This window comes from Rhodococcus sp. NPDC056506 (assembly GCF_042794945.1).
GTDB lineage: Bacteria > Actinomycetota > Actinomycetes > Mycobacteriales > Mycobacteriaceae > Rhodococcus_F.
In genome coordinates, this window is record NZ_JBHTSW010000002.1 from 182,383 (window position 1) to 207,553 (window position 25,171).

At 62.0% G+C, this 25,171-nt stretch carries 21 protein-coding genes and 1 pseudogene; 8 read left to right on the plus strand and 14 right to left on the minus strand.

From position 1 onward, the window contains the following. Positions 1-118: 118 nt before the first annotated feature. Both ACFQ6H_RS03075 and ACFQ6H_RS03080 read right to left on the minus strand, forming a co-directional pair. Positions 119-1,846, minus strand: a complete 1,728-nt coding sequence (locus ACFQ6H_RS03075; protein ID WP_378643790.1) for an FAD-dependent oxidoreductase — start codon at positions 1,844-1,846, stop codon at positions 119-121. 33 nt (positions 1,847-1,879) lie between these two features. Continuing rightward, positions 1,880-2,887, minus strand: a complete 1,008-nt coding sequence (locus tag ACFQ6H_RS03080) for a diiron oxygenase (protein WP_214880718.1) — start codon at positions 2,885-2,887, stop codon at positions 1,880-1,882. Between the two features lie 277 nt (positions 2,888-3,164). Between ACFQ6H_RS03080 and ACFQ6H_RS03085 the strand changes: the two genes are divergently transcribed. Beyond that, complete coding sequence (locus ACFQ6H_RS03085) at positions 3,165-4,007, plus strand: SDR family oxidoreductase (protein WP_378643791.1); 843 nt, start codon at positions 3,165-3,167, stop codon at positions 4,005-4,007. A gap of 66 nt (positions 4,008-4,073) precedes the next feature. Here ACFQ6H_RS03085 and ACFQ6H_RS03090 read toward each other — a convergent pair whose 3' ends face one another. The 3 genes from ACFQ6H_RS03090 to lanKC form a co-directional block, all read right to left on the minus strand. Further along, entirely contained in the window at positions 4,074-5,312 is a 1,239-nt protein-coding gene (locus tag ACFQ6H_RS03090) for a DUF222 domain-containing protein (RefSeq protein ID WP_378643792.1), read from the minus strand. Positions 5,313-5,374: 62 nt separating this feature from the next. Then, entirely contained in the window at positions 5,375-6,367 is a 993-nt protein-coding gene (locus tag ACFQ6H_RS03095; RefSeq protein WP_378643795.1) for a hypothetical protein, read from the minus strand. 422 nt (positions 6,368-6,789) lie between these two features. Continuing rightward, positions 6,790-9,372 (minus strand): class III lanthionine synthetase LanKC, encoded by a 2,583-nt coding sequence (lanKC, locus tag ACFQ6H_RS03100; RefSeq protein ID WP_378530622.1) that lies wholly within the window; start codon positions 9,370-9,372, stop codon positions 6,790-6,792. 371 nt (positions 9,373-9,743) lie between these two features. On the opposite strand from lanKC, the gene ACFQ6H_RS03105 reads away from it, so the two are divergent. The 3 genes from ACFQ6H_RS03105 to ACFQ6H_RS03115 are packed head-to-tail and all read left to right on the plus strand — an operon-like array spanning position 9,744 to position 12,367. Then, positions 9,744-10,937, plus strand: coding sequence for a thiolase family protein (locus tag ACFQ6H_RS03105; RefSeq protein WP_378530624.1), 1,194 nt, complete (start codon positions 9,744-9,746; stop codon positions 10,935-10,937). A 28-nt stretch (positions 10,938-10,965) separates the two neighbouring features. Continuing rightward, positions 10,966-11,727, plus strand: coding sequence for a 3-hydroxyacyl-CoA dehydrogenase (locus ACFQ6H_RS03110; RefSeq protein ID WP_003942978.1), 762 nt, complete (start codon positions 10,966-10,968; stop codon positions 11,725-11,727). A 13-nt stretch (positions 11,728-11,740) separates the two neighbouring features. Further along, positions 11,741-12,367: a TetR/AcrR family transcriptional regulator gene (locus ACFQ6H_RS03115; protein ID WP_378530628.1), complete on the plus strand. Its 627-nt coding sequence runs from the start codon at positions 11,741-11,743 to the stop codon at positions 12,365-12,367. A gap of 72 nt (positions 12,368-12,439) precedes the next feature. Here the strand turns inward: ACFQ6H_RS03115 and ACFQ6H_RS03120 are convergent, their stop codons facing one another. Together ACFQ6H_RS03120 and dhaL are read right to left on the minus strand one after the other, a co-directional pair. Further along, the gene (locus ACFQ6H_RS03120) at positions 12,440-14,062 is read right to left on the minus strand and encodes a long-chain fatty acid--CoA ligase (RefSeq protein WP_378530630.1); all 1,623 of its coding nucleotides are present in this window, start codon (positions 14,060-14,062) and stop codon (positions 12,440-12,442) included. Positions 14,063-14,163: 101 nt separating this feature from the next. After that, positions 14,164-15,849 carry a dihydroxyacetone kinase subunit DhaL gene (dhaL, locus tag ACFQ6H_RS03125; protein ID WP_378643800.1) on the minus strand — a complete coding sequence of 562 codons (1,686 nt, stop codon included), beginning with the start codon at positions 15,847-15,849 and terminating at the stop codon, positions 14,164-14,166. A 54-nt stretch (positions 15,850-15,903) separates the two neighbouring features. On the opposite strand from dhaL, the pseudogene ACFQ6H_RS03130 reads away from it, so the two are divergent. Further along, a pseudogene (locus ACFQ6H_RS03130) lies at positions 15,904-16,766 on the plus strand (patatin-like phospholipase family protein). Continuing rightward, a complete protein-coding gene (locus ACFQ6H_RS03135; protein WP_378530634.1) occupies positions 16,763-17,617 on the plus strand; it encodes an LLM class flavin-dependent oxidoreductase in 855 nt (284 codons plus the stop codon). The pseudogene ACFQ6H_RS03130 and the gene ACFQ6H_RS03135 overlap by 4 nt, the downstream one beginning before the upstream one ends. Before the next feature lies 1 nt (position 17,618). On the opposite strand, the gene ACFQ6H_RS03140 is transcribed toward ACFQ6H_RS03135, so the two are convergent. Then, entirely contained in the window at positions 17,619-18,629 is a 1,011-nt protein-coding gene (locus ACFQ6H_RS03140) for a threonine aldolase family protein (RefSeq protein WP_378643803.1), read from the minus strand. A gap of 335 nt (positions 18,630-18,964) precedes the next feature. Between ACFQ6H_RS03140 and ACFQ6H_RS03145 the strand changes: the two genes are divergently transcribed. Continuing rightward, positions 18,965-19,504, plus strand: a complete 540-nt coding sequence (locus ACFQ6H_RS03145) for an HNH endonuclease (RefSeq protein WP_378530638.1) — start codon at positions 18,965-18,967, stop codon at positions 19,502-19,504. A gap of 19 nt (positions 19,505-19,523) precedes the next feature. Next, complete coding sequence (locus tag ACFQ6H_RS03150; RefSeq protein WP_378643805.1) at positions 19,524-19,781, plus strand: WhiB family transcriptional regulator; 258 nt, start codon at positions 19,524-19,526, stop codon at positions 19,779-19,781. Between the two features lie 4 nt (positions 19,782-19,785). Here the strand turns inward: ACFQ6H_RS03150 and ACFQ6H_RS03155 are convergent, their stop codons facing one another. From ACFQ6H_RS03155 to ACFQ6H_RS03180, 6 genes are all read right to left on the minus strand, one after another. Continuing rightward, positions 19,786-21,207, minus strand: coding sequence for a DUF2252 domain-containing protein (locus ACFQ6H_RS03155; RefSeq protein ID WP_378541783.1), 1,422 nt, complete (start codon positions 21,205-21,207; stop codon positions 19,786-19,788). Positions 21,208-21,287: 80 nt separating this feature from the next. Continuing rightward, positions 21,288-21,611, minus strand: coding sequence for a DUF6292 family protein (locus ACFQ6H_RS03160; protein WP_283306201.1), 324 nt, complete (start codon positions 21,609-21,611; stop codon positions 21,288-21,290). A gap of 69 nt (positions 21,612-21,680) precedes the next feature. Continuing rightward, complete coding sequence (locus ACFQ6H_RS03165; RefSeq protein WP_378643808.1) at positions 21,681-22,961, minus strand: NAD(P)/FAD-dependent oxidoreductase; 1,281 nt, start codon at positions 22,959-22,961, stop codon at positions 21,681-21,683. 47 nt (positions 22,962-23,008) lie between these two features. After that, complete coding sequence (locus tag ACFQ6H_RS03170) at positions 23,009-23,491, minus strand: acyl-CoA thioesterase (RefSeq protein WP_372472416.1); 483 nt, start codon at positions 23,489-23,491, stop codon at positions 23,009-23,011. Between the two features lie 125 nt (positions 23,492-23,616). After that, positions 23,617-24,420 carry a class I SAM-dependent methyltransferase gene (locus ACFQ6H_RS03175; protein ID WP_378643811.1) on the minus strand — a complete coding sequence of 268 codons (804 nt, stop codon included), beginning with the start codon at positions 24,418-24,420 and terminating at the stop codon, positions 23,617-23,619. Then, positions 24,417-25,076 (minus strand): FadR/GntR family transcriptional regulator, encoded by a 660-nt coding sequence (locus ACFQ6H_RS03180; RefSeq protein ID WP_378643814.1) that lies wholly within the window; start codon positions 25,074-25,076, stop codon positions 24,417-24,419. Before ACFQ6H_RS03180 ends, ACFQ6H_RS03175 begins: the two co-directional genes overlap by 4 nt. Positions 25,077-25,171 lie beyond the last annotated feature (95 nt).

Below are 25,171 nucleotides of genomic sequence, written 5' to 3' on the forward strand. Positions count from 1 at the left end.
CTGACGGGCAAAAATTTTCGCTGAGTGGGACGCCCGGCTCAACGCAGACAGCCCCGCCGGGCAGACGAGTCTGCAGGCGGGGCTGTGTGCGTGAAAGTAGCTGTTTACCTGTGGTGGATCAGCGAGCGCGAACGGGTCGACCGAATCGACGGGCCGGCTTCACCCGAGCTGCGGCTTGGAGGATCGACGTGACCTCGCCTTGATCGAGAATCTTCTCGCGGACGCGATCGTGGGCAGCGCCGCGTTCCAACTCTGCCTTGTCGATGGAGTGCCAACCCTCGCGGTCGACAACGTCGGACTGCCGAGCTCGGACCAGACGATCGACGGCGGAGTCGTCGGCGACAGGGTTGGTCAAGCGGCCGTCGTTGAAGTCGTCGACGAGCATCCTGATGGTTTCCTGCGCACAGGACTTGTTGGTGCCGATGAACCCACTCGGTCCACGCTTGATCCATCCGGTTGCGTAGACGCCGGTGGCGGGATCACCGTTCGGAGCCTCGAGGACGCGGCCGCGCTCGTTCGGAATGACCGAACCACGCTCGTCGAACGGGACGCCGGCGATGGGCACTCCGCGGTAGCCGATCGAGGTGAGAACGAGCCCGGCGTCGATGGTCTCGGTATCGCCGGTCGCCTCGATCTGCACGGTTCCGTTGACGTCGACCAGGGCGTTGCGAGCGAATTCGATTCCACTGACCTGGTCGTCGCCGGTGATAGACGTCGGCGTGAGCAGGTAGCGCAACGTGATGCGCTTGTTGCCGACGTCGACGTGATCGCGGTTTTTCAGGGCTTCGAGTAGACGCAACTTCTGCTCGACGGCGTGTGGAAGCTCGCCGCGTTTTGCCAGTTCTTCGGTTGCCGAGTCGAGAACCATGTCGTCGGGTCCGACGGACAGTTCGATGTCCGGCAGTGCCATCAGACCGGTGAACTCGGGAACTGTGAACGCTGACTGCGCGATTCCGCGGCGACCCACGATGACAACTTCTTCGACACGACTCTTCCGCAGAGCGGCGAGTGCGTGAGCGGAGATGTCGGTACCCGCCAACTTCTCGGGATCGGCCGTCAGGATGCGAGCGACGTCGAGGGCGACGTTTCCGTTTCCGATGATGACCGCGCGGCGATGCGAGAGGTCGAAGACGTCGTCTGCGTGATCAGGGTGGCCGTTGTACCAGGCCACGAAGTCCGTGGCCGAAGCCGTGCCACGCAGATCAGCACCCGGAATGCCGAGACCACGGTCGGACGATGCGCCGACTGCGTAGAGCACCGCATGGTGATTTTCGAGCAGTTCGCTGTGCGAGATGTGCTTGCCGATCTCGACGTTGAGGTAGAACTCGAAACCCTTTTGCGCGGCGATCTTGTCGAACAGGCGGGTGACCTGCTTGGTCTTCTGATGATCCGGAGCAACGCCGGCTCTGACCAAGCCGTACGGGACCGGAAGGCGATCGAAGACGTTGACCTGCACATCGGGCTGCGTCAGCAACTCGTCCGCGGCGTACATCGCCGACGGGCCGGAACCGACGATCGCCACTCGCAACGGCGGGCGGCCCTTGTCGACATGGGCTGCCGGGATGACCTTGGCGAGAAGTGGCCGAGGCCGCTCTTCCTTGTAGAAGTCCGCATTGATGGACAGGAACACTCGCTGCGGGTCGGTCAGCTTCGATTCGGGGACGATGGCATCGACCGGGCAGGCCGAGACACATGCCCCGCAGTCGACGCAGGCCTGCGGATCGATGTGCAGCATCTCGGCGGTGAGGAAGTCCGGCTCGTCCGGCGTCGGATGGATGCAGTTGACCGGGCAGGCGTAGACGCACGAGGCGTCGCTGCAACAGGACTGCGTGACTACGTGTGGCATGGCGCTATGAGTCCGATCTCGACTGTCCGGGAGCTACGCGGCGGCGTTGTGCGAGCTGCGGTGAGGTTCGCTACGGAAGCGTGATGCCCGGCCGTCCATCTTGCAGGCCTTCCACACCAAGCGCGAGGCACGGTTCATCAGTCCGGTGTCGGTGGCCAGCATGCGGACGTCACCGAAGTAGTTGCGCAGGGTCTGACGCGATTCTGGCAGATCCCAGAACAGGTCCTTCTTCACGGACTTCGGGATGTCGAACTGCTTCCAGAACGACTTCGGCGGGATGACGATGGCGTCACAGAGAATGCGCATGACGATCGGGAACAGCAGCGAGAGGACAAACCGGTTCGGGCGTGACATCAGCGGGATGCGACGGCTCAGAAGCTTGTGCGCGAACGAGATGTGGCGCGCTTCCTCGGCCACGTGGATGGCCATGACCGACTGCATGATCGGGTGGATCTGGCCGCCGGCGCGCAGGATGCTCTTCTGGATGTGGTCGATCGGCTCTTCACCGGCGAGGACACCGACGAAGAACAGTTCGGGGAACGGACCCGCGGCGAGGGGGATGAAGGGTGCAAGCATCTTCATCGGACGGCTCATGCCCGGAGCGTCGGCACCGATGCGGTTGACCATCTCCTGGAACATCATCGTGTGGTTGCACTCTTCGACGGACTCGTGCGTGCAGTAGCGTGCCTCGGCCGAATCGTTGGGCAGCGAGAAGACGTACTGCATCATGCCGCGGATCAGGATGTTCTCGAACTGGAGACCGACCTTCGCGACGTTGGCCTGGCGCCACATGCCGATTTCGATCTGCTTGGCCTCGGACTGCGCCTGGTACCAGGGGTGTGCACCCAGCGGGTCCGTCTCGGCCGGGAGGATCCAGCGGCGATCGTTCGGGACGACGGCGAACTCGGGGGAATCCCAGTCGATGTCGAGGTACGGGTCGAAGTGCTTGTGCACCGAGCCCTCGGACAGGAGTCGAAGCGTCTCGTTGTACGAGTCGTCGGATGCTTCTGCGCGCTTGTCGAGCGGCGATGTGAGCGTCATGGCGTCTCCTCTTCGTTTCGGTCACCGCTGGTGTTTCTCGCGGTATTCGGTGGAATCGAGGGCCGGTTGTGTGATCGCTGGCACTCGGTCTGGATTTAATGTAACCCGAGGTATCAGGAAAAGCTAGTGGCAGATACTCCTGGATCTCGACGAATTCTTGACACGGTCGAAACGGCGCCATAACTTACTTTTGAGTAATTTCCGCGGTGCGTCCGAAGTGGGCTGTTCAGGGACGGGTTCGCACCGAATCGCACGCGAAGATCGAACCGAGGCCGACGTGATCAGATCGATTCTCAGCAATCTCGCATTGAGTCCGCCGACGCGTCTGCGCTCACTTGTTCCGTCGCGTGGCGTCACGCTCTCCGACAAGACAATCGTTCTGACGGGAGCCTCCTCGGGGATCGGTGAGGCGACCGCCCACCTCTTGGCCCGGCGAGGAGCCGAGATGATCCTGGTCGCGCGTGGTGAGGAAAACCTCGAACACGTGCGGGACGCGATCCACCGCCAGGGAGGGTGGGCGCATATCGTGCCTGCGGACCTCTCTCGAGGGGAAGCGGTGGACGAACTCGCGGAGACCATCGCCGATCGATTCGGGTCGGTCGACATACTCGTCAACAATGCGGGTCGCTCGATCCGGCGTACCGCGTTGGATTCGGTCGACCGATTCCACGACTACGAGCGCACCATGGCACTGAACTATTTCGGACCTACACGACTGACGCTGCGTCTGCTGCCCGCGATGCTCGAGGCGAAATCCGGACACATCATCAACGTCGGAACCTGGGGAGTTACTGCCGGGGTGATGCCCAGGTTCAGCGCCTATCACGCGTCGAAGTCTGCGCTCAGTGCCTTCGGCCGAAGCCTCGGAGCGGAGTGTCACGGCACCGGTGTCGATGTCACGACAGTGCAATTCCCGCTCATACGAACACCGATGATCGCGCCGACGGCAGATTACGTGAGCCAGCCGGCGCTGACAGCCGATCAAGCTGCGTCGTGGATCTTGCGGGCGATCAATACTCGCCCCGCCGAGATGTATCCGCGATACGCGGGGCTTCTCCGGGCGATCGATGTTGTATCCCCTTCTGCTACTGACGCTCTCGTGCGCAGGGCCGGGATCTGACCTGAACGTACGTCGAGCACCGGGGCATGGTGATGCCCCGGTGCTGATGTGTTCGATTGTCGCGATTCACGCCGCTGTCGGTGGGCTGTTCCCGCCGATCGGATGCTGATACGGATCAATCGACATCGGTGGATAGAACACTGTTTTTCGGTCGGGGCCGATCTCGACCCGCCATTCGGTGTGGTGCATCGTCCGATGATGATGACCGCACAACAAGATCAGATTGTCGAGATCTGTTGGGCCACCATCGTTCCAGTGAACAATATGATGAGCATCGCACCACCCCGATGGAGTCCCGCACCCCGGAAACGCGCACCCACCATCCCGGACGGCCAACGCGCGCCGTTGGGGTACCGTCGCGGTTCTCGCTTCCTTACCGCAGTCGAGCGGAACACCGTTCTCATCCAACAGAATCCGGGTGACCGAGCAATCACAAGCCAACATCCGGGCGGTGTCGATGCTGATCGGTCCCACCCAATCCGTCCACGCAAACCCCAACTCCTCCGTGGAGGGCAACAGATCCTTCAAGGCTTTGAGGTCGGTCATGTCTTTCGCCGACGCAGTCACCGTGATGTGCGGTTTCACCCCACCCTCGATCGGACCCAACCCCGCCCGCTCGTACCGCCGCAACAACTCGCAAAACCCGTCCGCCCGTCGCAGCGCCGGAGTGCGGGTGTCTTTGACGCCGTCCTTCTCCGGCGTCGGCGCCGACAGACTCGACAACAACGTGATCAGACGGGCACCGTTGACCGCATCCAGATCACCCTTCACTGACACGCGCCCGTACAGGCCTTTCGAGGCGTAGAACTCGTTGCGCTCCGAATCCTCCCCGACCGGGACGCCGTCTTCGCGTTTTCCGTACTGCTTCTCGATCCGCCGGATCGCCGCCCGCACCGCATCACAATCGGCAATGTTCTTCGAGGCCAGATCAAGCAGGATCCTGCGGGCCTTGTCGACGTCCGCCGGGGTCATGTTCTTGGGTGGATGCTGACAAAACGACGCCACCTGACGGGCCTTCAACGCATCCACGTCACCACGGTGAAAAGCATCGGCGACAACAGGTTCGAGCAACAGCAACCGCGCCAGACTGACCAACAGACTGCACTCACCGATCTCCAAATTCGTCGAACCGTGCAACCACTGCGCGATCGCCCGAAAACCCTTCCCGACCACAGTCTCCCGGGAAAACATCTCCACGATCAACAACACCATCCGCGACTGCAATTCGTGCCGGACGCGCACCAGATCCAGAACCTCACTCTTGAGGTCCTCGCCATCCAGCTGCCACGCTTCCCGACTGTCCATGCCGAAAGTTTAATCGAACAAAGTTTCGAACACAAGGGAATGTGGATCGAAAATGGCTGCTATCAAATCGATTTCGACATTTCAGACATTCGGTTGTGGGCGGGTTGCCGACGTAGTCCACGTGCGCCGACGAGTGCGAGCGCCACCATCAACCCGGAGCACAACAGCATCACGGCAGTCTCGATGAACTGAAATTGCCAGTACCGACTCTGCGGGTGATAGGCCACGGCGTAGTGATCGATTCCCTGTTCTCGAAGGCAGTCGTCGATCTCGCGGTCTTGCTGCTTTTGATCGGAAGTATCCGAGGCCCTGCACACTGAGTAGTCGGCGTCGATCATGTTGCTGTCCATATCGGCGAAGCCGGCACCGATGACCCACCTCGAGTCGAGATTTTGGTACGGAGACGGTGCGTATTCTGCGGCACGTGCCCGTCCGTCGATGGGTTGGACTTCGATGTCGGGAGCCGAGTAATGCTCGCGGACCATTGCGCTCAACGCGACGGGCACGATCAAGAACACGAGAAGAGTCGTGACCATCGCGACGACGGTGTTGCGTACGAGCAATGCGGCCGCGCTGCCGGTGACCATGGCGACAAAGGTGTAGGCGCCGAGGACGATTCCCGTCGTGTGAAAATTGGGGAACTCCATCAACGAGAACGAGGTCATTTCATCTGTTGCGGTTGCTCCCCGGCCCAGCGAATGGGTCCAGCCGAGCACCAGGCCCAGGACTGCCAGCCCCAGCGTGATGGGAACGAAGACCACCAGGACCCGCAAGAAATACCATCGAACAAGGCTGGTGGACTCGAGAAAATCGAGGTTTTCGGGGCCTTGCTCGAAGTCTCGGGCGAACGTGGTGACGCCGACCAGCATTCCTGAGGCGAAGGGAAGCAGGAGTGCGAGAAGCGTCGTCAAGGTGAGAGCGGTGTCGGCGCGGCAACCGCCACCTCCGTCGTACCAGCGTGAGCAGATTTCTCCGAAAACCCAACTCTCGCCTGAACGCTGAACGAACCACCCTGAAATTGCGACGGTCAGGATCAGGAGAAAGATTACCGCCAATGACCATACGATCTGCCCTCGGCATTGCCGCCAGGTCGCGTAAATCATCGGCGTATGCGGCTCGGTGATGTGTTGATGCGTCTCATGATCAAACAATACTGTTCGTTTGGTAATTCGCATGGATTTCAAAAGCCGATACCCCGGACCTTTGTCCGAGGTATCGGCCGGAGGTCAGAGGCAGAAGAAACTGAGCGAACTGATTGCCGCGTTCTGCTCGAGTTGGCCGGCATCTCCGACGTTGCCGGCGGCGACTGACAGATCCTGAAGGGAGAGAATAGCGTCCATTGTCATTTCCTTTGTTGATCGGCATGTTTACCGATGGATTTGATCGATCGAATTTTCTTGCGGTGCTGATTTCATTTCAGGTTTTTGGCCTGATACTTCTGTGCTCCAATCTTCCGGGGGTGATTTCTTCCGAACAATTAGGAGATGTGGCAGTTCGACGCGCACATCAGTGGAAACGACTGCCGGGCAGTTGACGATCCGGCATGTCGGAGCAATGCCAGTATTCCTGCAGATCCGGTTGCCCAATCTGTCGACAGTCTCAGGTTTTGCTCGCCTGGAAAGTGCAGGCTTCCTTGGTGATTGACGGAGTGAAGGCCTAGAAGTCCCAACTGTTGGACCAATGCGCTTTCGTAATCGGAGTCGGCATAGGGGGTCTTGGAGAGCTCGACCAGAAAGAGAATCAATCCAGCTCGACCGTTGACCAGCCCCGCTTGGGCAGTGAATTCGACTGTGGCGGCGCGGGATATCGCACGCACCGCAGCTGCGTAGCGCGGTTCGTCGACATGGCGCAGAAGTTGTAGAAGTACCAGGCCCACACCGACCGATCCCGATCCGAGATACGGCATTGTCCGGCGCTCCTCTCGCAGCTGCATCGACCCGTCAGGGCACATCGACATCACCGACAGATCGATGTCGACGAGCTGGCGTGCGTGTTCCAGCGATCGAGGATCACCGCTCAGTTCGTAGTGGCGAGTCCAGAACAGCGCTTGTCCGCTCGGTCCCCGCATCAACCCACCTCGGCCGGCCACTGCCCAAGGCGGCCCGTCGGCGACGCGGACATGCGCGCGAGCAGCTGAAATTCGTTCGCTCAGAGTTTCAGTCACGACGGCGAGAGTGGGTGACACGATCGGTCGTGAAACCGATTCCTCGAGTAGTAGGCAACCGATTCCGGAAAGGCCGCTGAAGAGGCTGGAGTCGAGCTCGTCGAGTGGGGCTCGACACAAAGTCTCGACCCATCTGTCGGCAGTCGAATGTCGCCCGTGATGCCGAAAGGTGTGCACCGCACCCGCCAGCCCGTCGAAGAAACCGAACTGTGGTTGCGTATCCGAATCAACCTGATGTTCAGTCCATTCCAGGACTGACTCCAAGGTGTCGGTGGGAAGATCATCGGCGAGCAGGTTTCCGCACGAGCCGTGCGCAATGCCGTAGCCGTTCACCTCGAACTGGGCGATGTCGCCGGGAAAGAGTCGATCAGCGCGGGCGAGATCAAGCGAGGCGAGGATGCCGCAGCGCAATAGAGCGGCCGTGCGTTGCAAGGTTTCGTTCGACGACGTGTCCCAACGATGCGGGCGATTCTCCGGTTCCGGCGGGAGTACGTCGAGCATCGAGTAGAGCGAGGCACGGAAGGCACGAGGAAGATCGAATCGAGACACCGCATAGTCGATGAGTTCGGGGATCTTGTTGCAATCGAGAGGGAACAATGTAGTAAGTGGGACAAAGAGTCCCAGCTCGATGCATCCCAAGGAGTATCGATCCGCCTCGATTCCTGTCAACTGTCGAGGTGCGGTGTATCCGGGAGCTCCGGTGGACCGGGGCGGATGCTCGTCGATGTTGTGGGCCATCTCGAAGTCGATGATCCGAATACCGGACGGTGAGCACATGACGTTGCCAGGGTGTAGATCGGCGTGAACGATTCCGGCGTTGTGGAAGCTCTCGACCGCGGTGGTCAACTGTTGTGCAATTTCGAGTGCCCAGGTTCTGTATTCCGTTCGGGAACCGAGTGTCTGGTCCGCGCGTATCAGTGGGTAGCGGAGCGCAATTTCCTGATTCAGGGGAGTGCCGGGAGCGCGCTCGGTGACAAGGAAGTGATGTCCCTCGCGCTCGAACAAGCTGATCGCAGAAGGTGGGTACGGGTTGTCGGCCAGGTGAGTCAATTTGTCGTACTCGTTACGGATCCGGTCGATTGCGTACCGGCCGTTGGCGTCCGGGGCGGTAAAGGGACGGCCTTCTTTGATGACCAGATTGACGCCGTTGCTGTCGAACGCAGAGTAGATTCCTCCACTGTTGCTGAAGTGCAGGGCTTCTCGAATCGAGAAGGGGAACTCACCTGGTGATTTGAGTTTGTCTTGTTGTGCACGAACAAAGTCCGGGATTTGTACCCAGTCGGGAGTCCTGAAGGAAGTGCCGCGCAGATCTGGTTCGAGCGATCCGTCAGGACGCCGAATTGCCGGGACACGATCGCCGAACGAATCGTAGGTCTGCATGGGCAGGTACGCGCCGTATCGTAGGTAGAGCGGTCCACGGTTCCAGCGCACATCGCTGAGGATGTAGGGTCCGTCGGCACCCGCGACAAGCCCGTCCAGTTCGGTGATGACACGTTGTGTGGCAACACCATCCGGCGGATAGATCGTGATGAATTTTCCGCTGGAAGTTCGATTGGCCTGCTTGCTGTTGGACAACATGAGGTCTGTCGCCGTCCGAAGAAATTTGAACGGCACCAGATTGTGGCCGCAATACGCGGAAACGGTATCGAGCAACTCCTGTGCGTTCGCCTGGGTAGCGGAGCAGTGGATCTTCCATCCCTGTTCGGGCAGCGGATTTCCAGGCGGTTGGAAGTAGTTCCACGGTCCGCTTTGGGGACCGCGCCGCCAGAGTGACCACTCCACCGACTTTGCGGGGACAAAGTGCTGGTCAGTCGGTGTGTCAGGTCGAATCACCGTTCTGATTCGGTCGTAGAAATGCGAGTCGGCACGAGTGAAGGCAACGTATCGCAGGTCCACGCTCAACCTCCCGGTCAGTCCCCCTGCGGTTTGTCATCGATTGGTGCCACGTCCCGAATCCCCATGTGGCTTGGATTGCTTGTGGCGGAAGGTTATCCGATTCCGGACATTTCGGGCGAAGATTGAAAACCTATCATTCGAAAGTACTAACGGTTGGCTGAGGCCCGACGAGGTTACTGATCGTGTGAACGGTCGTTGGTGAGCATCTGATTCGAAGCCCGGCAGCTCCTCTTGACGCGCGGGTTGCGTCGATGGTAATCCTTTAGCGAGCGCTAAGTCAGGGTGCTCCCTCGATCTCGGTCCGGCGCTCGGCGCCACGAAACTCGGGTGCCGGACCGCCCCAGCAGTACACGTCCTCGAAGGGAACGAAGATGACCAAGGCAGTGATCGTCGATGTAGTCCGGATCGCATCAGGCAAGGGCAAGCCGGGCGGAGCACTGTCCGGGACGCACCCTGTCGAACTGATGGCCCATGTTCTACGTTCCATCGTCGATCGAAACGGCCTGGACCCCGCCCTGGTGGACGACGTTATCGGCGGTTGCGTCGGACAGGCCGGTGAGCAGGCTCTCAACATCACCCGCAGCGCGGTCCTCTCGGCCGGATTCCCCGAGTCGGTACCCGCCACCACGATCGATCGCCAGTGCGGATCAAGTCAGCAGGCTGCGCACTTTGCCGCGCAGGGCGTGATCGCCGGTGCATACGACATCGTGATCGCGGCAGGTGTCGAGTCGATGAGTCGTGTCCCGATGGGCACTACGACGATGGGGAAGGACGCTTCCGGTCCGGGCGTCGCGGCTCGCTACCCCGAAGGCCTGGTCAATCAGGGCATCTCCGCGGAGTTGATCGCCGCGAAGTGGAAGTTCGACCGCGAGGCTCTCGACGCATTCGCTGCGCAGTCCCACCAGCGGGCAGCGGAGGCAGCGGCGAAGGGGCTCTTCGACAAGGAGATCCTGCCGATCTCGGTGATCGATGCCGCCGGTGAGACCGTCTCGCACACCGTCGACGAGACGGTTCGCGCGTCCACTACCGCCGAGGGTCTCGCCGGCTTGAAGCCGTCGTTCTACTCGGAGAAGTACGCGCAGCGTTTCCCTGAGGCACAGTGGTCGATCACTCCCGGTAACTCGTCGCCGCTCACCGACGGTGCATCCGCGGCACTGATCATGAGCGAAGAAATGGCGTCGAAGTTGGGGCTGACCCCGCGAGCACGCTTCCATTCCTTCTCCGTCGCGGGCGACGACCCGATCTTCATGCTCACCGCGCCCATCCCGGCGACCCACAAGGTGCTCGCTCGCGCCGGCCTGAGCATCGACGACATCGACACGTACGAGGTCAACGAGGCGTTTGCTCCCGTGCCGCTCGCCTGGGCTCACGAGTTCGGTGCCGACCCGGCAAAGCTCAATCCGTGGGGCGGCGCCATTGCTCTCGGCCACGCCTTGGGGTCCTCGGGTACACGCCTGCTGACCACGATGGTCAACCACCTCGAGGCCACCGGGGGACGCTACGGTCTGCAGACCATGTGCGAGGGCGCCGGCATGGCCAACGCCACCATCATCGAACGCATCTGAAACACATAACCTTTCGAAAGGAACTCTCATGATCGTCAACGACAGCGTCGCCGTCGTCACCGGTGGAGCATCCGGCCTCGGCCTGGCCACCACCAAAGCCCTTCTTGCCGACGGCGCCAGCGTCGTCATCATCGACCTGCCGTCGTCGAACGGTGAAGCCATCGCCAAGGAACTCGGCGACCGGGTCCGCTTCGCGGCCGCAGATGTCACCGACGAGGCCGCGGTCACCGCTGCACTCGACGTGGCCGAGTCCCTCGGACCCCTGCGCGTGGCAGTCAACTGCGCCGGAATCGGCAACGCAGTCAAGACGGTCAGCAAGAAGGGGGCCTTCCCGCTCGACGCTTTCAAGAAGGTCATCGACGTCAACCTGATCGGCACCTTCAACGTCCTTCGTCTTGCTGCGGAACGTATTTCGAAGACCGAACCCATCGACGGTGAACGTGGCGTCATCATCAACACCGCCTCGGTTGCAGCCTACGACGGCCAGATCGGGCAGGCTGCGTACTCCGCGTCGAAGGGCGGCGTCGTCGGTATGACGCTCCCCATCGCCCGCGACCTCGCGTCGCTGCTGATCCGCGTCAACACCATTGCGCCCGGTCTGTTCAAGACCCCGTTGCTGGCCGGACTGCCCGAAGCAGCCCAGGCATCGTTGGGTCAGCAGGTGCCCCACCCCTCACGCCTGGGCGATCCCAGCGAGTACGGCGCGCTTGCTGCACACATCGTTTCCAACCCCATGCTCAACGGTGAGACGATCCGCCTCGACGGTGCAATCCGTATGGCACCGCGTTAATTTCGGGCATCACATGACTGGTGAGGTGGAGTCGGTGAATTCGGTGGCAGTGGACTGGAGGTCCTTCCCGCCGCTGGTGATGACCGACATCCTGACGGCTTCGCTCGAGCTGTTCGACGAGAACGGTTACCACGGTACGACGGTGCGACAGATCGCCAACCGCGTCGGGGTAACCGTTCCCGCGCTCTACTATCACCACGCGAACAAAGAGGCGGTCCTGGTCGCTTTGTTCGAGATCTCGATGAGCGAACTGAATACCAGAACCGAAGCGGCAGAAGCGGAGGCCGGTGAGAATCCGGTACGACGCTTTGCCTTGGTGGTGGAGGCGATTGTTCTCTACATGACCCACCGGTCGCGGCATGCAGCGTTGGACACCGAGATCCGGCATGTCTCACCGGAAAGCCGAAGCCGATACGCCGCCAGCCGTAAACGGCTCGAGTTGCTGATGCGCAGGATCGTCGACGACGGTGTGGCATCAGGAGATTTCGCGGTCACCGATACCGAGGAGACCGTCCGGGCAATACTCGGTATGGCACAGTCACTGCCGCGTTGGTTCCAGACCGGCGGTCCGATGTCACCGTCGCAATTGGCGCAGAAGTACGTCGACATCGCTTTTCATACGGTCGGGTATCGACCGTAAGGTGTCTCGTCCGTAAACGAAGGCGGGCAACAGGTCGAAAACCTGTTGCCCGCCTTCAGAATTTGATACGTGTCAGAGTCGCGTGACTTCGAGTCCACCCTCGTGGTAGTCGGCCCGCAAGCGCTTCTTGTCGAACTTGCCGACGCTCGTCTTCGGGACTTCCTGGACCACAGCCCAGTTCTCGGGCAGCTGCCACTTGGCAACCTTGTCCGAAAGATACTGTTGCAGTTCGGACATGGTGGTTTCGGAACCAGCGCGAAGAACAACCGCAACCAACGGGCGCTCGTCCCACTTCTCGTCCGGCACGCCGATGACGGCAGCTTCGGTGACGTCGGGGTGGCCCATGACGGCGTTCTCGAGGTCGACCGAGGAGATCCATTCGCCGCCGGACTTGATGATGTCCTTGGAGCGGTCGGACAGGCTCAGGAAGCCGTCGGACGTGATGGATCCGACGTCGCCGGTCTTGAGCCAGCCGTCGTTGAACTTGTCTTCCGCGTCGACGCCGTAGTACGACCCGGTGATCCAAGGGCCGCGCACTTCGAGTTCGCCTACGGAAACTCCGTCGTGTGCAACAACTTTGCCGTCGTCGTCGATGAGACGCGCCTCGACAGATGCCGGGAATCGACCCTGCGAGTAGCGGTACTTCCACATCGCGTCGCCGGTGACACCGGCCGGCGGGCGGGCAACGGATCCGAGCGGGGAGGTTTCGGTCATGCCCCAGGCGTGCAGGACGGAGACGTTGTGATCGGCCTCGAATGCGTGCATGAGGGCGGGCGGTACCGCGGAGCCGCCGATCAGAACCTCACGCATCGAGGAGATGTCCTGAGGGTTCTGCTCGAGGTAGAGGTGCAGGCCCTGCCAGATGGTGGGTACGGCTGCGGCGAACGTCGGCTGCTCGCTGGCGATGATCGCAGCCAACGGGGCAGGCTGGAGGAAGCGGTCGGGCATGATCAGCGAGGCGCCGATCATGAACGCGGCGTAGGGAAGTCCCCACGACATGGCGTGGAACTGAGGCACCACGGCAAGCGCACGATCGCCCTGGGCGAGGTTGGGGCCGTCGCTCATGCAGACCTGCATGGAGTGCAGGTAGATCGAACGGTGGGAGTAGACGACGCCCTTGGGATCACCCGTGGTGCCGGATGTGTAACACATTGCGGCAGCGCTGAGTTCGTCGACCTCGGGCCAGTCGAATTCGGTGGGCTGATCGGCGATCAAGCCCTCGTAGGTGTGAACCTGCACGCCCTCGGGAGCTTCGAGTCCCGCAGTGGAGGTGCCGGTGACGATGATGTGCTTGACGGTCGTCAGCGACGGAAGCTGCGGAGAGAGAAGCGGAATCAGGGACGGGTCGACGATGATCACGCGGTCCTCGGCGTGATTGGCGACGTGGATCAACTGCTCGGGGAACAGACGAATGTTCAGCGTGTGGAGCACAGCGCCCATCGAGGGGATCGCCAGGTACGCCTCGAGATGCTCGGAGTTGTTCCACATGAACGTGGCGACTCGCTCGTCGCCCTCGACGCCGAGCCCGCGCAGGGCGTGCGCAAGCTGTGCACAACGCTTGCCGACGTCAGCGTAGGACACACGGCGCGGGCCGGACTCAGTCCACGTGACAACCTCGGAGGCGCCGTGAACGGAGGCGCCGTGGCGGAGAAGTTGCGCAATGGAGAGGGGGGCGTCTTGCATGGTGCTCAGCATGGGCTGCTCCTGTGTGGTGTGTGAGACCGGTGCTTTTGCCCACGGGCCGTCACAAACGATGTGCTGTGGCTGCCAGATTAGTCACAGCACAGAAGTGCTCGCTAGTGCCCCACTGCACAAGCGAAGAACCACGCTATGAGTAGCGCTCCCGGATCGACCACTCCGCGAGCGGCTTCTCCCACATAACTTGCACGTCCGCGGTTTGCGAGCATGGTTTCGGTCGACTCCGCCCCGGCCGCTGCGGCTTCCGCTGCGCTCGCCAGAGCAGCCTCCCGATCGGCTTCCGAGCTCACGGACTGCTCCAACGACTCGACCGCCGGAACTATCGCGTCGACCATCGTCTTGTCGCCGACGCGTGCGCCGCCGAGCGAGGTGATGTTGTCGAGTCCCGCCCGCGCTGCAGCCGCGATCGCCCCGAGGTCGAGTTCGGAGTCCGCCGAGTCTGCGGCAACGCGGAAGAAATGCCTGAACCAGATGCCGAACAAAGCGCCGGAGGTACCGCCGGCGTGGCCGAGGTAGGCCTGCGAGACCGCGTCGAATATCGTTGCAGTGGAATAGGTGTCACGGATCGCTGAGATGTCGAGCTGATCCAGCGCGGCCACCATGTTGGTCCCGAAATCACCGTCACCCGCTCGTCTGTCGAGATCGGTGAGGGCCGGTTCCTGCTCCAGTACCTTCTCGGCCCAGTCCGCAATCCAGCCGCCGACGAAGCTGCTTTCGGCAGTGCGTGAGATGTCGGGTGTGAATGTGGGACCGAAAGATTCGCGCTTGCCCATGCCGGTGTACTCGCGCGCCCTAGCATTCGGCCAGGCGGGCGCTTTTGTTGGTGCGTCCCATAATTCGAGGATTTCTTTGTCTGTGCGAACAAGAGTGATGGACGCGCCTGCCATGTTCAATGCAGTGACAAAAGTTCCGATCAATGTCCGCTCGATGTGAATTCCCTGTTCGTCCAGATAATCTCCGAGTTCGGCGAACAGTAGTTGCAACTCCAGCGGGTGGGTGGCGCCGAGACCGTTGACGACGGCGATGACGCGGTCACCTTCGGCGAGACTCAAGGACTTGATGATCGGGTCCGTCAGCCGCCGCACCAATTCCGGTGCGGGCAGGGCGTCCACGCGTTCTGTGCCGCGTTCGCCGTGGATGCCGATACCGAGTTCCATCTGACCCGCCGGCAAGTCGAACGACGGCTCGTCAGCCCCCGGCAAAGTGCACGGGTGAAGAGCGACGGCCATGCTCCGAGCGGAGTGCGCGACGTGTTGTCCGATCCGGGTCACCTCGGCCAGGTCGTCGCCGCGGGCGGCGGATGCGCCGCAGACCTTCTCCACCACGATGGTTGCCGCAGTACCGCGTCGCCCCGGGCCGCTGCCGTCTGCGCGTTCGGTCGCGACGTCGTCGTCGACCAGGACGACGTCCGTATCGATCTTGTCCTCGCGTAGCAACTCTCGGGCGATACCGAAGTTCATCACGTCGCCGGTGTAGTTCTTCACGATGTGAAGGACGCCGCCGCCGGCGTCGGCAGCCTTGGATCCCTCGTGGATCTGAAGTGCATTGGGTGAGCTGAAAACCAATCCCGGGCAGACGGCCGTGAGCATTCCTTCGCCGATGAATCCGGCGTGCATGGGTTCGTGACCGGAGCCGCCGCCGGAGACGAGTGCGACCCGTCCGCGAGGAAGCGGCCTCGCCCGTGTGAGATATCCAGGGTCGGGATTCCAGGCGATGTCGTCGGTGGATGCGATCAACCCGCGGAGTGCGTCGGGAACAAATGTCTTTGCGCTGCGCATGAACATCACTTCAGAGTAGGTCTAACGTCGACTTCGGGCACGGATCACGATCGACGAGAGGTGGACGGCGTGAAATTGGGGTTGGTACTTGCCGGCGGCGGCGTTGCGGGAATCGCCTGGGAAACCGGTTTTCTGTTGGGCGTTCAGGACAAATCGCCTGACACTGCAGCATCGCTGCTGACTGCGGACGTGTTGATCGGCACGTCCGCAGGTTCCACGGTGAGCGCTCAGATTGCGGGCGGTGCAACACTGCAAGAACTTTTCGACGCACAAACAGCGGACGCGACCGGCGAAATCGATCCGAAGGTCGATGTCGAGGTACTCGGTCAGATGTTCGTGGACGCGATCGCAGGATCGCAGGACCGGGCCGAGCAGCTCCGTTTGCTCGGCGAGGCAGCGATGGGAGCCGACACCGTCGAACCCGCCGTGCGTCGTGCGGTCATCGAGGCGCGGCTGCCGAATCGGTTGTGGCCCGACCGGGAGTTGCGCATCCCGGCGATCAACGCGGAGACCGGTGAGTTGAGGGTGTTCGGCAATGCCTCCGGCGTCGACCTGATCGACGCAGTCGGAGCGAGTTGCGCTGTCCCCGGGGTGTGGCCGGTAGTCACGATCGACGGTCACCGGTACATGGACGGCGGAATGGCCAGTGGCTCGAATGTTCTTCTGGCTGCCGACTGCGATGTAGTCGTGGTTTTTCACCCGCGGCAGACCCTGCCCCGAATCTGCTGGGCGGCAGTCTACGAGAGGAAATCGATGTGTTGGCGCCCGCGCGCGTACTGCCGATCTTCGCCGACGACGCCGTCGTGGAAGCGATCGGAACGAACTCGCTCTCGCCGACAACCAGGCGCCCGGCAGCTGAACTCGGCCGTGAACAGGGCCGGCGAACAGCCGACGAGATCGCCGCTTTTCTGGTGACGGCATGAGTACCGCACGGATTGCTGTCGTCCTGCGCCCGGAACAGCCCCCGGAGGACCTTGTCAGCCATGCGAGGTATGCCGACGAGAGTGGTATCGGTGAGGTCTGGCTGTGGGAGGACTGCTTCTTCGGCGGAGGAATAGCCACTGCTGCAGCTGTATTGGCTGCAAGTGAGCGCCTGGGAGTGGCGATCGGCGTGCTGCCGACCCCGATGCGCAACACCGCGATCACGGCGATGGAGATTTCGGCGCTCGCAAGAGTTCATCCGGATCGACTGCGGGTTGGCTTCGGTCACGGCGTTCAGAGTTGGATGCGGCAGATCGGGGCCAAGGCCGAATCGCCGTTGACTCTCCTGCGGGAGCAGTTCGGAGCAGTCGAGCGGCTACTGCGCGGTGAGTCGGTGACGGTGTCCGGTCGATACGTGAATCTCACGGACGTCACGCTGGCGTGGCCACCGGAGAAGGTGCCGCAGTTGCTCGTCGGTGCGACGGGGCCAAAGACTTTGGCGCTCAGTGGCGAGTTGGCGCAGGGCACTGTGCTCTCGGGTGGGACGACCCCGGACGGCGTGCGTCGGGCGATCGCTCACATCGGGGCGTCGGATCACGAGGTTGTCGTTTATGTCATCTGTGCTTTCGGTTCCGGCGGTCGTGAGCGCGCCCTTGCCGAGGCCGCAGCGACCGGTAGCGAGTCGCCGGAGGATGCGATTGCCGCGGGCACCGCGTCCGAAGTCGCGGCAGCAGCACGGCGATGGGCGGCAGCAGGTGCTACCACCGTGGTACTCCAACCGACTGTTGACGAGCCGGATGTCCGCGAGTTCATTCGCTTTGTCGCGCAGGAGGTTCAACCCCTGGTGACGTAGCTCAGAAGGTTACTCTGGACAAAACCGCGTCGATGTCGGCAGTGCTCACGTCGCGATGTGTCACGAACCGAACCTTCCCGGCAACAGTGACCGCGCCGACGTCGACAGCGGCGAGCTGTGCAACGGTGGCCGACGGATCGGGTGTTGCGGCGAGAACGATGTTGGTGGCGGGTTCGTCGACAGCCCAACCGCGTTCACGAAGCCCCGATGCGAGGCGCTGCGCGTTGTCGTGATCGTCGGAGAGGCGAGCTTGTGAGCGCAGCGCGACGATGCCGGCTGCGGCCAGCACTCCGCCCTGGCGAACACCGCCGCCGAGCATCTTGCGGATCCTTCGGGCTTCTGTGATCAATTCGGGTGATGCGGCGAGTATCGAGCCGACCGGCGCACCGAGTCCCTTGCTCAGGCATACCTGAACGGTATCAGCGCCGGAAGTCAGTTCGGTGGGCGAAACAGCTAGTGCAGCAGCGGCATTCCAGAGACGGGCGCCGTCGAGGTGAATCTTCAAGCCACGTGATCGCGCGGCGTCGACCAGTGTCGTCCACTCGGTCGGATTCATGACGGCACCGCCGGCGAAGTTGTGAGTGTTCTCGAGACAGAGCAGCGTGGTGTTCAACGTGAAATACGGGCCGGGGGAGCCTGCCGCCTTCACGACGGTCTCGGGGCTGGGACGCCCGGGTCCGCCGTCGTGCGGCAAGGCCATCGGCATTCCCTGGGCGAGCCAGGCGGCGGTGCCCAATTCGGAACCCAGGATGTGAGAGTGCTCCGGTGCCAGGAACTGATCGCCGCGGCGAAGGTGCAGCATCAGCGCAATCAGGTTGCCCATCGATCCGCTCGGCACCCACAGTGCGGCTGTGAACCCCAGAGTGTGCGCCACTTCTTCCTCGAGCGCCGCCATGGTCGGGTCGTGATCGAGGACGTCGTCACCGACCTCTGCGTCGGCCATTGCCTTGCGCATCTCCGCGTCAGGCTTGGTGACGGTGTCCGAGCGAAGGTCGATGTACGACGAAGTCATGGCTCATTCGATCAAGCCGCGTGTTCCGGCGTCAAACCGCGGTATTTCCAGGACGGCTCTTCCGGACTGATAAATCGATATCGCTGAGGATGCCTTCCGTGTGATGATGGGCGCCGGCAAGCGCCGGTGAAGAGAACAAGAAGTGGAAGGGGACAGGCATGCGCGACTGGAAGCAAGCGTTGCACCTGCGCGGGCACTCACCCCGCGGCATTTCCCATCCCGCATTCGGGGAACAGAGTGGCGCTGAATACATGCCGTTCCCCAATTCTTGCACTTGCTCCTGACCCGCCTTCGTGTCCAGGAGTTTCACTCCTCGACACGAACTGAGAACTCTCATGCGGAACCCGAACCGCGCACCCGCCGCCGCCTCTCACAGTTGGATGAACCGGTCCGTCCACGTACTCAACGCCACGTACGAGTACCTCGGTGAAGTGAGCGCCGATCGGGCGGTCGTCCTGATCGCCACCGGCTCCGCGCAGTCCACCGAAGACGTGATCCCGGTATTTCCGGTGCGCTCCAAGCACATCGAGATCCCACTGCCTCGGACGATTCTGCTCGCCGAGTACGTGTACGTTGCTCACCGGGTGACGGTCACCGATTCCAGTCGGGCCACTTTTGCCGGTGTTTTCGACCGGGACGGTCGTCAATGTGCGTACTGCGCCGCCCGGGCGACAACCATCGACCACGTCCAGCCTCGAAGCCGTAACGGCCCGAACACGTGGGGAAATCTGGTGGCGTGCTGCAGTTCCTGTAATCAGCGCAAGGCGGATCGCACACCGGCTGAGGCCGGTATGCGGCTGCTGTGGGAACCAAAGGCACCTCGGCGCATCGAGAAAGTGCAGCAGAAGATCTGGCGTGAATTGAGTCGGACGTGACGGCCGAAGGGAGCAAGTGATGTACGCAGACGAGATCTCGAATCTGGCTGAGCTTCTGCCGATTTCGGACGACCGGGTTTGGTGGCAGGCGGAATGCAGAGGGGACCCCGAGCCGGACCGCTGGTTCCCTTTTCCGTCCGAGGGGTATTCCTACGCGACCGACGTGTGCAGCAGGTGCCCGATTGCGGATTCATGTCGTGAATTCGCCTCTGCCACTGGCCAGAGCGGAATCTGGGGTGGAGTGAAATTCGAGCAGGGCAGGATCGTCGCGGCGTGAGGGATCAGATTCCCGGCTCCGCGGCGATCGTGCCCGCTGATACCGCCCGACACAGGGCGTCGTGGTCACGTTCGGTCTGATCGGCGTAAAGCCGAGCAAACCGGGTGAGGGCGGTATCGACCGCGTCCGAGGTTCCCAGGTAACCGGAAATCAGTGACGCGCCACTGGTTCGGGCGTGTCCCTTCGCCAGGAGGCGACCGCAGATCGCGACATAGTCGGTCAACGCTGCTGCGTCGATATTGTTCAGGTCCACAGAACCTTTCATGTTCCGGAACTGACGGACGTAGTACTGGCGGTCGTCGACGGTGCACCAACCGAGCAGTGGATCGCTGACCGTCTGGAGTGCTTGCTGGTATTCCGCGACGCGTCGTCCTTGGTGGTCGTGCCAGGCCGAGTCGCCGTGGACGAAGGGTGCAACTACGGATCTGCGAGCCTGTTTGAGCTGCAAGAAGATGACGTCGTCCGGGATGCTCCCTTCGCACAGAGCGACATAGGCTCGCAGGGCGACGCTTCCGACTCCGACGACTCGGTGCGCCACGTCGATGACGTTGTAACCCGAGACAACTCGACGCCAGTGTGGTGCAAGGGTTTCGAGATACTCGTCGAGACCCTCCAGGAGGAAGTCGGTGTCCTGTGGGGTGAGTCGTGTTGTGAGCGGCGGGTTCTCGAGTAGCTGGCGTCGGCCGTGGTCCTCGACGGTGAACCGGGGAACCGCGTGATCGCTCGTGCGCCGTCGTGCCCGCTCCGCGGCGCGGCGGATCTCGGCCAGCAATCCGGGATCGGTGACGTGATCGGTGAGTCCGTCGAGATCGACCCGGTCGAATGAACGATCGAACAGTGGACGCTCGGACAGCTTTGCCAGGTGGAGGCGATACGCGGACACACACGAGGTTGTTGCTGTCTCGCACTGAGCTTCGGTGAGGCCGTTCTGCCGACCGGCCACCCAGATGCTCGCGGCCAGCCTTCTCAAATCCCATTCCCAGGGGCCTGGATGTGCTTCGTCGAAATCGTTGAGGTCTATGACAAGTTCGCGTTCCGGGGATCCGTAGAACCCGAAGTTTCCGACGTGTGCATCTCCGCAGATGACGGGTGTGATGCCGGTGGACGGGAGCTGCGCCATGTCCTCGGCCATCAATCCGGCAGTACCACGCAGGAATCCGTAAGGCGAAGCGACCATGCGTCCCACACGGATCGGAACCAACCAGTCGAGTCGTCCCTCGTGTGCTGTGTTGACCTGATCGACCGGGTCACGTCGGTTGAGTGGTGGCGTCCAATCGCCGAGCGACGATCGTGCCACTCGCTTGCGCAGGCCTTTCCCGATCTTGCGACGCTCGCTGCGGGGTGTCTGACGCGCCCGCAAAGTCGCCCTGCCGTCCGGTTCGTTCTCGAGAGCCAACTGACCGGCAGGCCTGCTCAGCGGGTCCATGTCGGGCTCTCTTTCGTCGGGCGTGCGAAACTCGCGCTCGATCTTATGCCCGCTGGACTGAGCGCCGCGCGACGAGTTCCTTAACTACCCGCCTGTGCAATCAACTCGACGGCGCGGTCGGCGCACAGTTCCGGATCCGGCATTCTCCCGATACCGAGGCATTCGACAACGGCGAACGACGTATCCGGTGTGGTTTCCACACCGAGAGCCCACCCGAAGTAGTGATTCCAGGCGAGCACCGCTCGGTGGCCGCTGTGCTGCGGAATTTCGCTACCCAGCACGATCACCGCGTCGAACGCGGGACCGTCGCACCAGATCACCGATTCGGCGAAGGTGGAGCTGGCGACAGCGACTACGTACCTGTGACAAGTCGATTCACTCGGAATGGCGATGTGTGCACGCATGGTCGCTCCTCCGGCTCGGTTGCGATCGGAGGGTTCCCCATTGCCGGTGCCGAAAAAACGCTTGGCAGATTACGTCCCGGCCACAGATCCACGACGCAGACGGTGCCTGAGATGTTTTTGTGCTGCCCGAACGACCGAGCGAGCCGAGAGATACTGCTCGGCAGGTATCAACCGGGAACCGAACAAGTAGAACCTTTGGGCTTCGCCTTGGTCATGGGTGGCCGCGGAGATGAGCAGACGTTCGAATACGGTGAACTTTCGCCCACCGGCGTAACCACTCATATAGTCGATGTGACTCGTCATACTCGCTCTGGCACTGCGGTATTCGGTCAGTGCAGCTTTCATGTTGCGATGTGAATCGAGTGTGTGTGCCGTCGTCTCCACCAGTACTTGCGCGGTGGCGTCGACCAGCATCTGCGCGGTCTCTAGTGCCCACGAGCATCCGATGCCCCACAACGGGTCGTTTGTCGCCGCGGCGTCGCCGATGAGTGCGAACCCGTTACCTACCGGTTCGGTGAGGGTTGTGGAGAAGTGTTTGGTACCAACGATCTTCCCGACGATGTGCTCGCGGCGAATCGGCGGAGCGCCGGGTAAAGCGTTGGCGTATTCGAGGAAAGCGGTAGACAGGTCGTCAGTGAACGAATCGAGTTTGTCGAGGGCGGGGAAGACGACCAGCACGCTGATCCCGCCGTCGTTGGGGAGCAGATAGGCGACGTCGGGATCCATGAACCACGACAGTGAAGATTCTTCGTCGAGTCGTTCGAGTCCGGAGAGTTGGGCGAAGTAGCTGAAGCGACCGTTTGTCACGGTCTCCGAGTCGCATCGCGCGGATCGTGCGACTGTCGAATCCTTGCCGTCCGCTCCGACGGTCAATTTCGCTTCGAGAGTGAAGGCCGAGCCCTGTGCGGTTCCGTACACGCCGGCCGTGGTGCCGTTCTTGGTCAGCAGCCCGGAAACGCGATGTCCGAGAAGAAGGTCGACGTTCGGGTAGTCGTTCGCGAGTTGCCGCAGGAGCGGGTCGAGCGTCTCCCTTCGGACATTGAATCCCGGTGGCGACGAGGCGTCGGTGGCGTCAGGGGTGATCCATCCCCACGGAGTCCAGAACTTCGGAACGGTTTGCACCATTCCCAGGGCGAGCAGTTTTTCCGTGGCGCCGAGCCTTTGCAGGATCGGGGCGCCGCACGGTTGTAGATGGTGAGTGCACAGGACCTTGTGGGCTCGGGCGTCGGAGCGGGCGTCGAGAAGCGCTGTTCGCAGACCTTGCTGGGCGTACATGATTGCGGCGGCGCATCCAGCAATGCTTGCGCCGACAATCACGACGTCATATTTGTCTTGCGCTTTCGAAGTCACACCGGTCAGTTTAATGCATAAGATTATAACTTAAATGCTTGCAATATTCAGTCATCGTGTTCGGGCGTTAGGTCCCGAACTGCGGCCCGGATGGACTGTTCCCGCAGTTCGTTCTCCCTTCGCAGCTCACGGCGCCGACGCCCGGCCTCGAACCGTTGCCTCGCGATTGTTCCGGTCGGTCGGAGTTGGGGTACCTCAGCGGGTTTTCCGTCGCTGCCCATTGCCACCATCGTGAAGTAACAACTGTTGGTATGTCGAGATTTTCCGAGAAGGATGTCTTCGGTTTCGACGCGTATTCCGATTTCCATCGACGTGCGCCCGGTGTAATTGACGGAAGCGGTGAAGGTGACAAGTTCACCGACGTGCACCGGCTCGCGAAACACCACACGATCCACGGACAGGGTCACGACGTACGTCTGGGCGTATCGACTCGCGCACGCGTAGGCAACCTGGTCGAGGAACTTCAGAATCGTTCCGCCGTGAACGTTGCCCGAGAAATTGGACATGTCCGGCGTCATGAGGACGGTCATGGACAAGGTTTGTTTCGATGCTTGCTGCGACGCTTGCTTCAATTCGGGCAGGGAGTTCGATTCGGACATCGAGCGGGCCTCTTCGGGTCGGTGGACGGTGAAGAGACCGTATCCGGCCCCACGGGTTACCCGCGCGTTCGAAGGGGCGCGGTCCTAGGGTTCGGGACAGTCCCGACGTGCAGGACGTATTCACTGGTGGCGACGGGTCCGGTTGCGCTCGACCTGAGATAGGGCGCAAGCGTCGAGCGCAGGTGAGCGGACATCGAAGCCCAGCTTCCTGTTTCTCTGACTGCCTCGCGAAAATTCTTCAATGCCGGTGCCTGGTCGCACAGTTCCTCTATGGGATCCGACCCGGCTGGTAGTTGCCACTCGAGCACATGAGAGGACGAGCTCACCGACTCCAATCCAGCTGCTGCCTTCTCGAATTCGCTCGAGCGCGCCCACGTCGTCGGTAGCGGTGTGATGCCTTTCCATGCTGAGGCTGCTTCTCTGCGGAGTGCTGCTGCCCACCCGTTCTCCGACCACGTTGCGACGCAGATCTTTCCGCCTGGCCTGGTCACCCGCATCATTTCTGCGAGAGCGATCGCGGGATCGGGGCAGAAGATGATCCCGAAGATACTGACGCAGGCGTCGGCGCTCGAATCCGGCCACGGCAACGATTGTGCATCGCCGATCGTGAAGGTGGGTTCAGTGATGCCGGGGCGGGGAATCCAGCGTTCGCGCGCGGCCTCGAGCTGGCTGGCGGAGAGGTCGAGTGCGTGGACCGTCATGCCGCTCTGGGCCGCCGGGAGCGCAAAGTTTCCGGTTCCGGCGCAGACGTCGTACACCGTGCTGACGTGTCCGATCGAGCGCAGTGCCTCCCGCGATGCCGGTGAGAGTTGTTCGGCAAGAGTCGAATACGTTGCGCCGTTCCAGGTTCCCCGATTCACGACAAGCTCCTCTCGATTGCGTCGATGACCGTATCGAGTGCTGCGCCTGCCGCGCGTGCTGCTTCGTCGGGGTTGCGTTTCTCGATGGCTGCGATCAAGGGTCGATGCTCGTCGACGTGGAATCCCGGACCGATGCTCACCGCGGACAGTGAATCCGATACGGCGGCGAGGACTCCCCGATAGACGTCGATGAGGGCGGAGTTATGCGAAGCCTCGACGATCGAAAGGTGCAGGGCCATACCGGCTTCGGTAGTGCAGAAGCCGCCGGCGTGATCCGGGTGGGCGTTCCAGGCCGCGCGGATCCGTGCGAGGTCTTCGGGGGTGCGGCGCTGCGCTGCGAGCCGTGCGGCTTCGACCTCGAGTCCGCGTCGCAAGCTCAGTACGTCGAGAACGTCGCCTCTGGCGAGTCTGCGCCCGAGAAGTCCTTCGACCGGCGACGCCGCCGTCACGTACACGCCGCCGCCGTGGCGAACGGACAGAACTCCGGCATGTGCAAGCGCCCGTACCGCCTCGCGCATGGTGTTTCGGGCGACTCCCAATTGCTCGACCAGCGCGGTCTCCGGTGGGAGTTTTGATCCGACGGGCCATAGTCCGGAGGCGATGGCCTCCTCGATCGTCGCGGCGACAGTGTCTACCTTGCGTCCGGAATCGGACATGTATGCAACCTTGGGTAAGTGGGTCAATGACTTGTCCGAGGTTAACGTGCTCAACCAAGTGGGTCAATGACTTGCCAACTACCCGGACTTGCCAG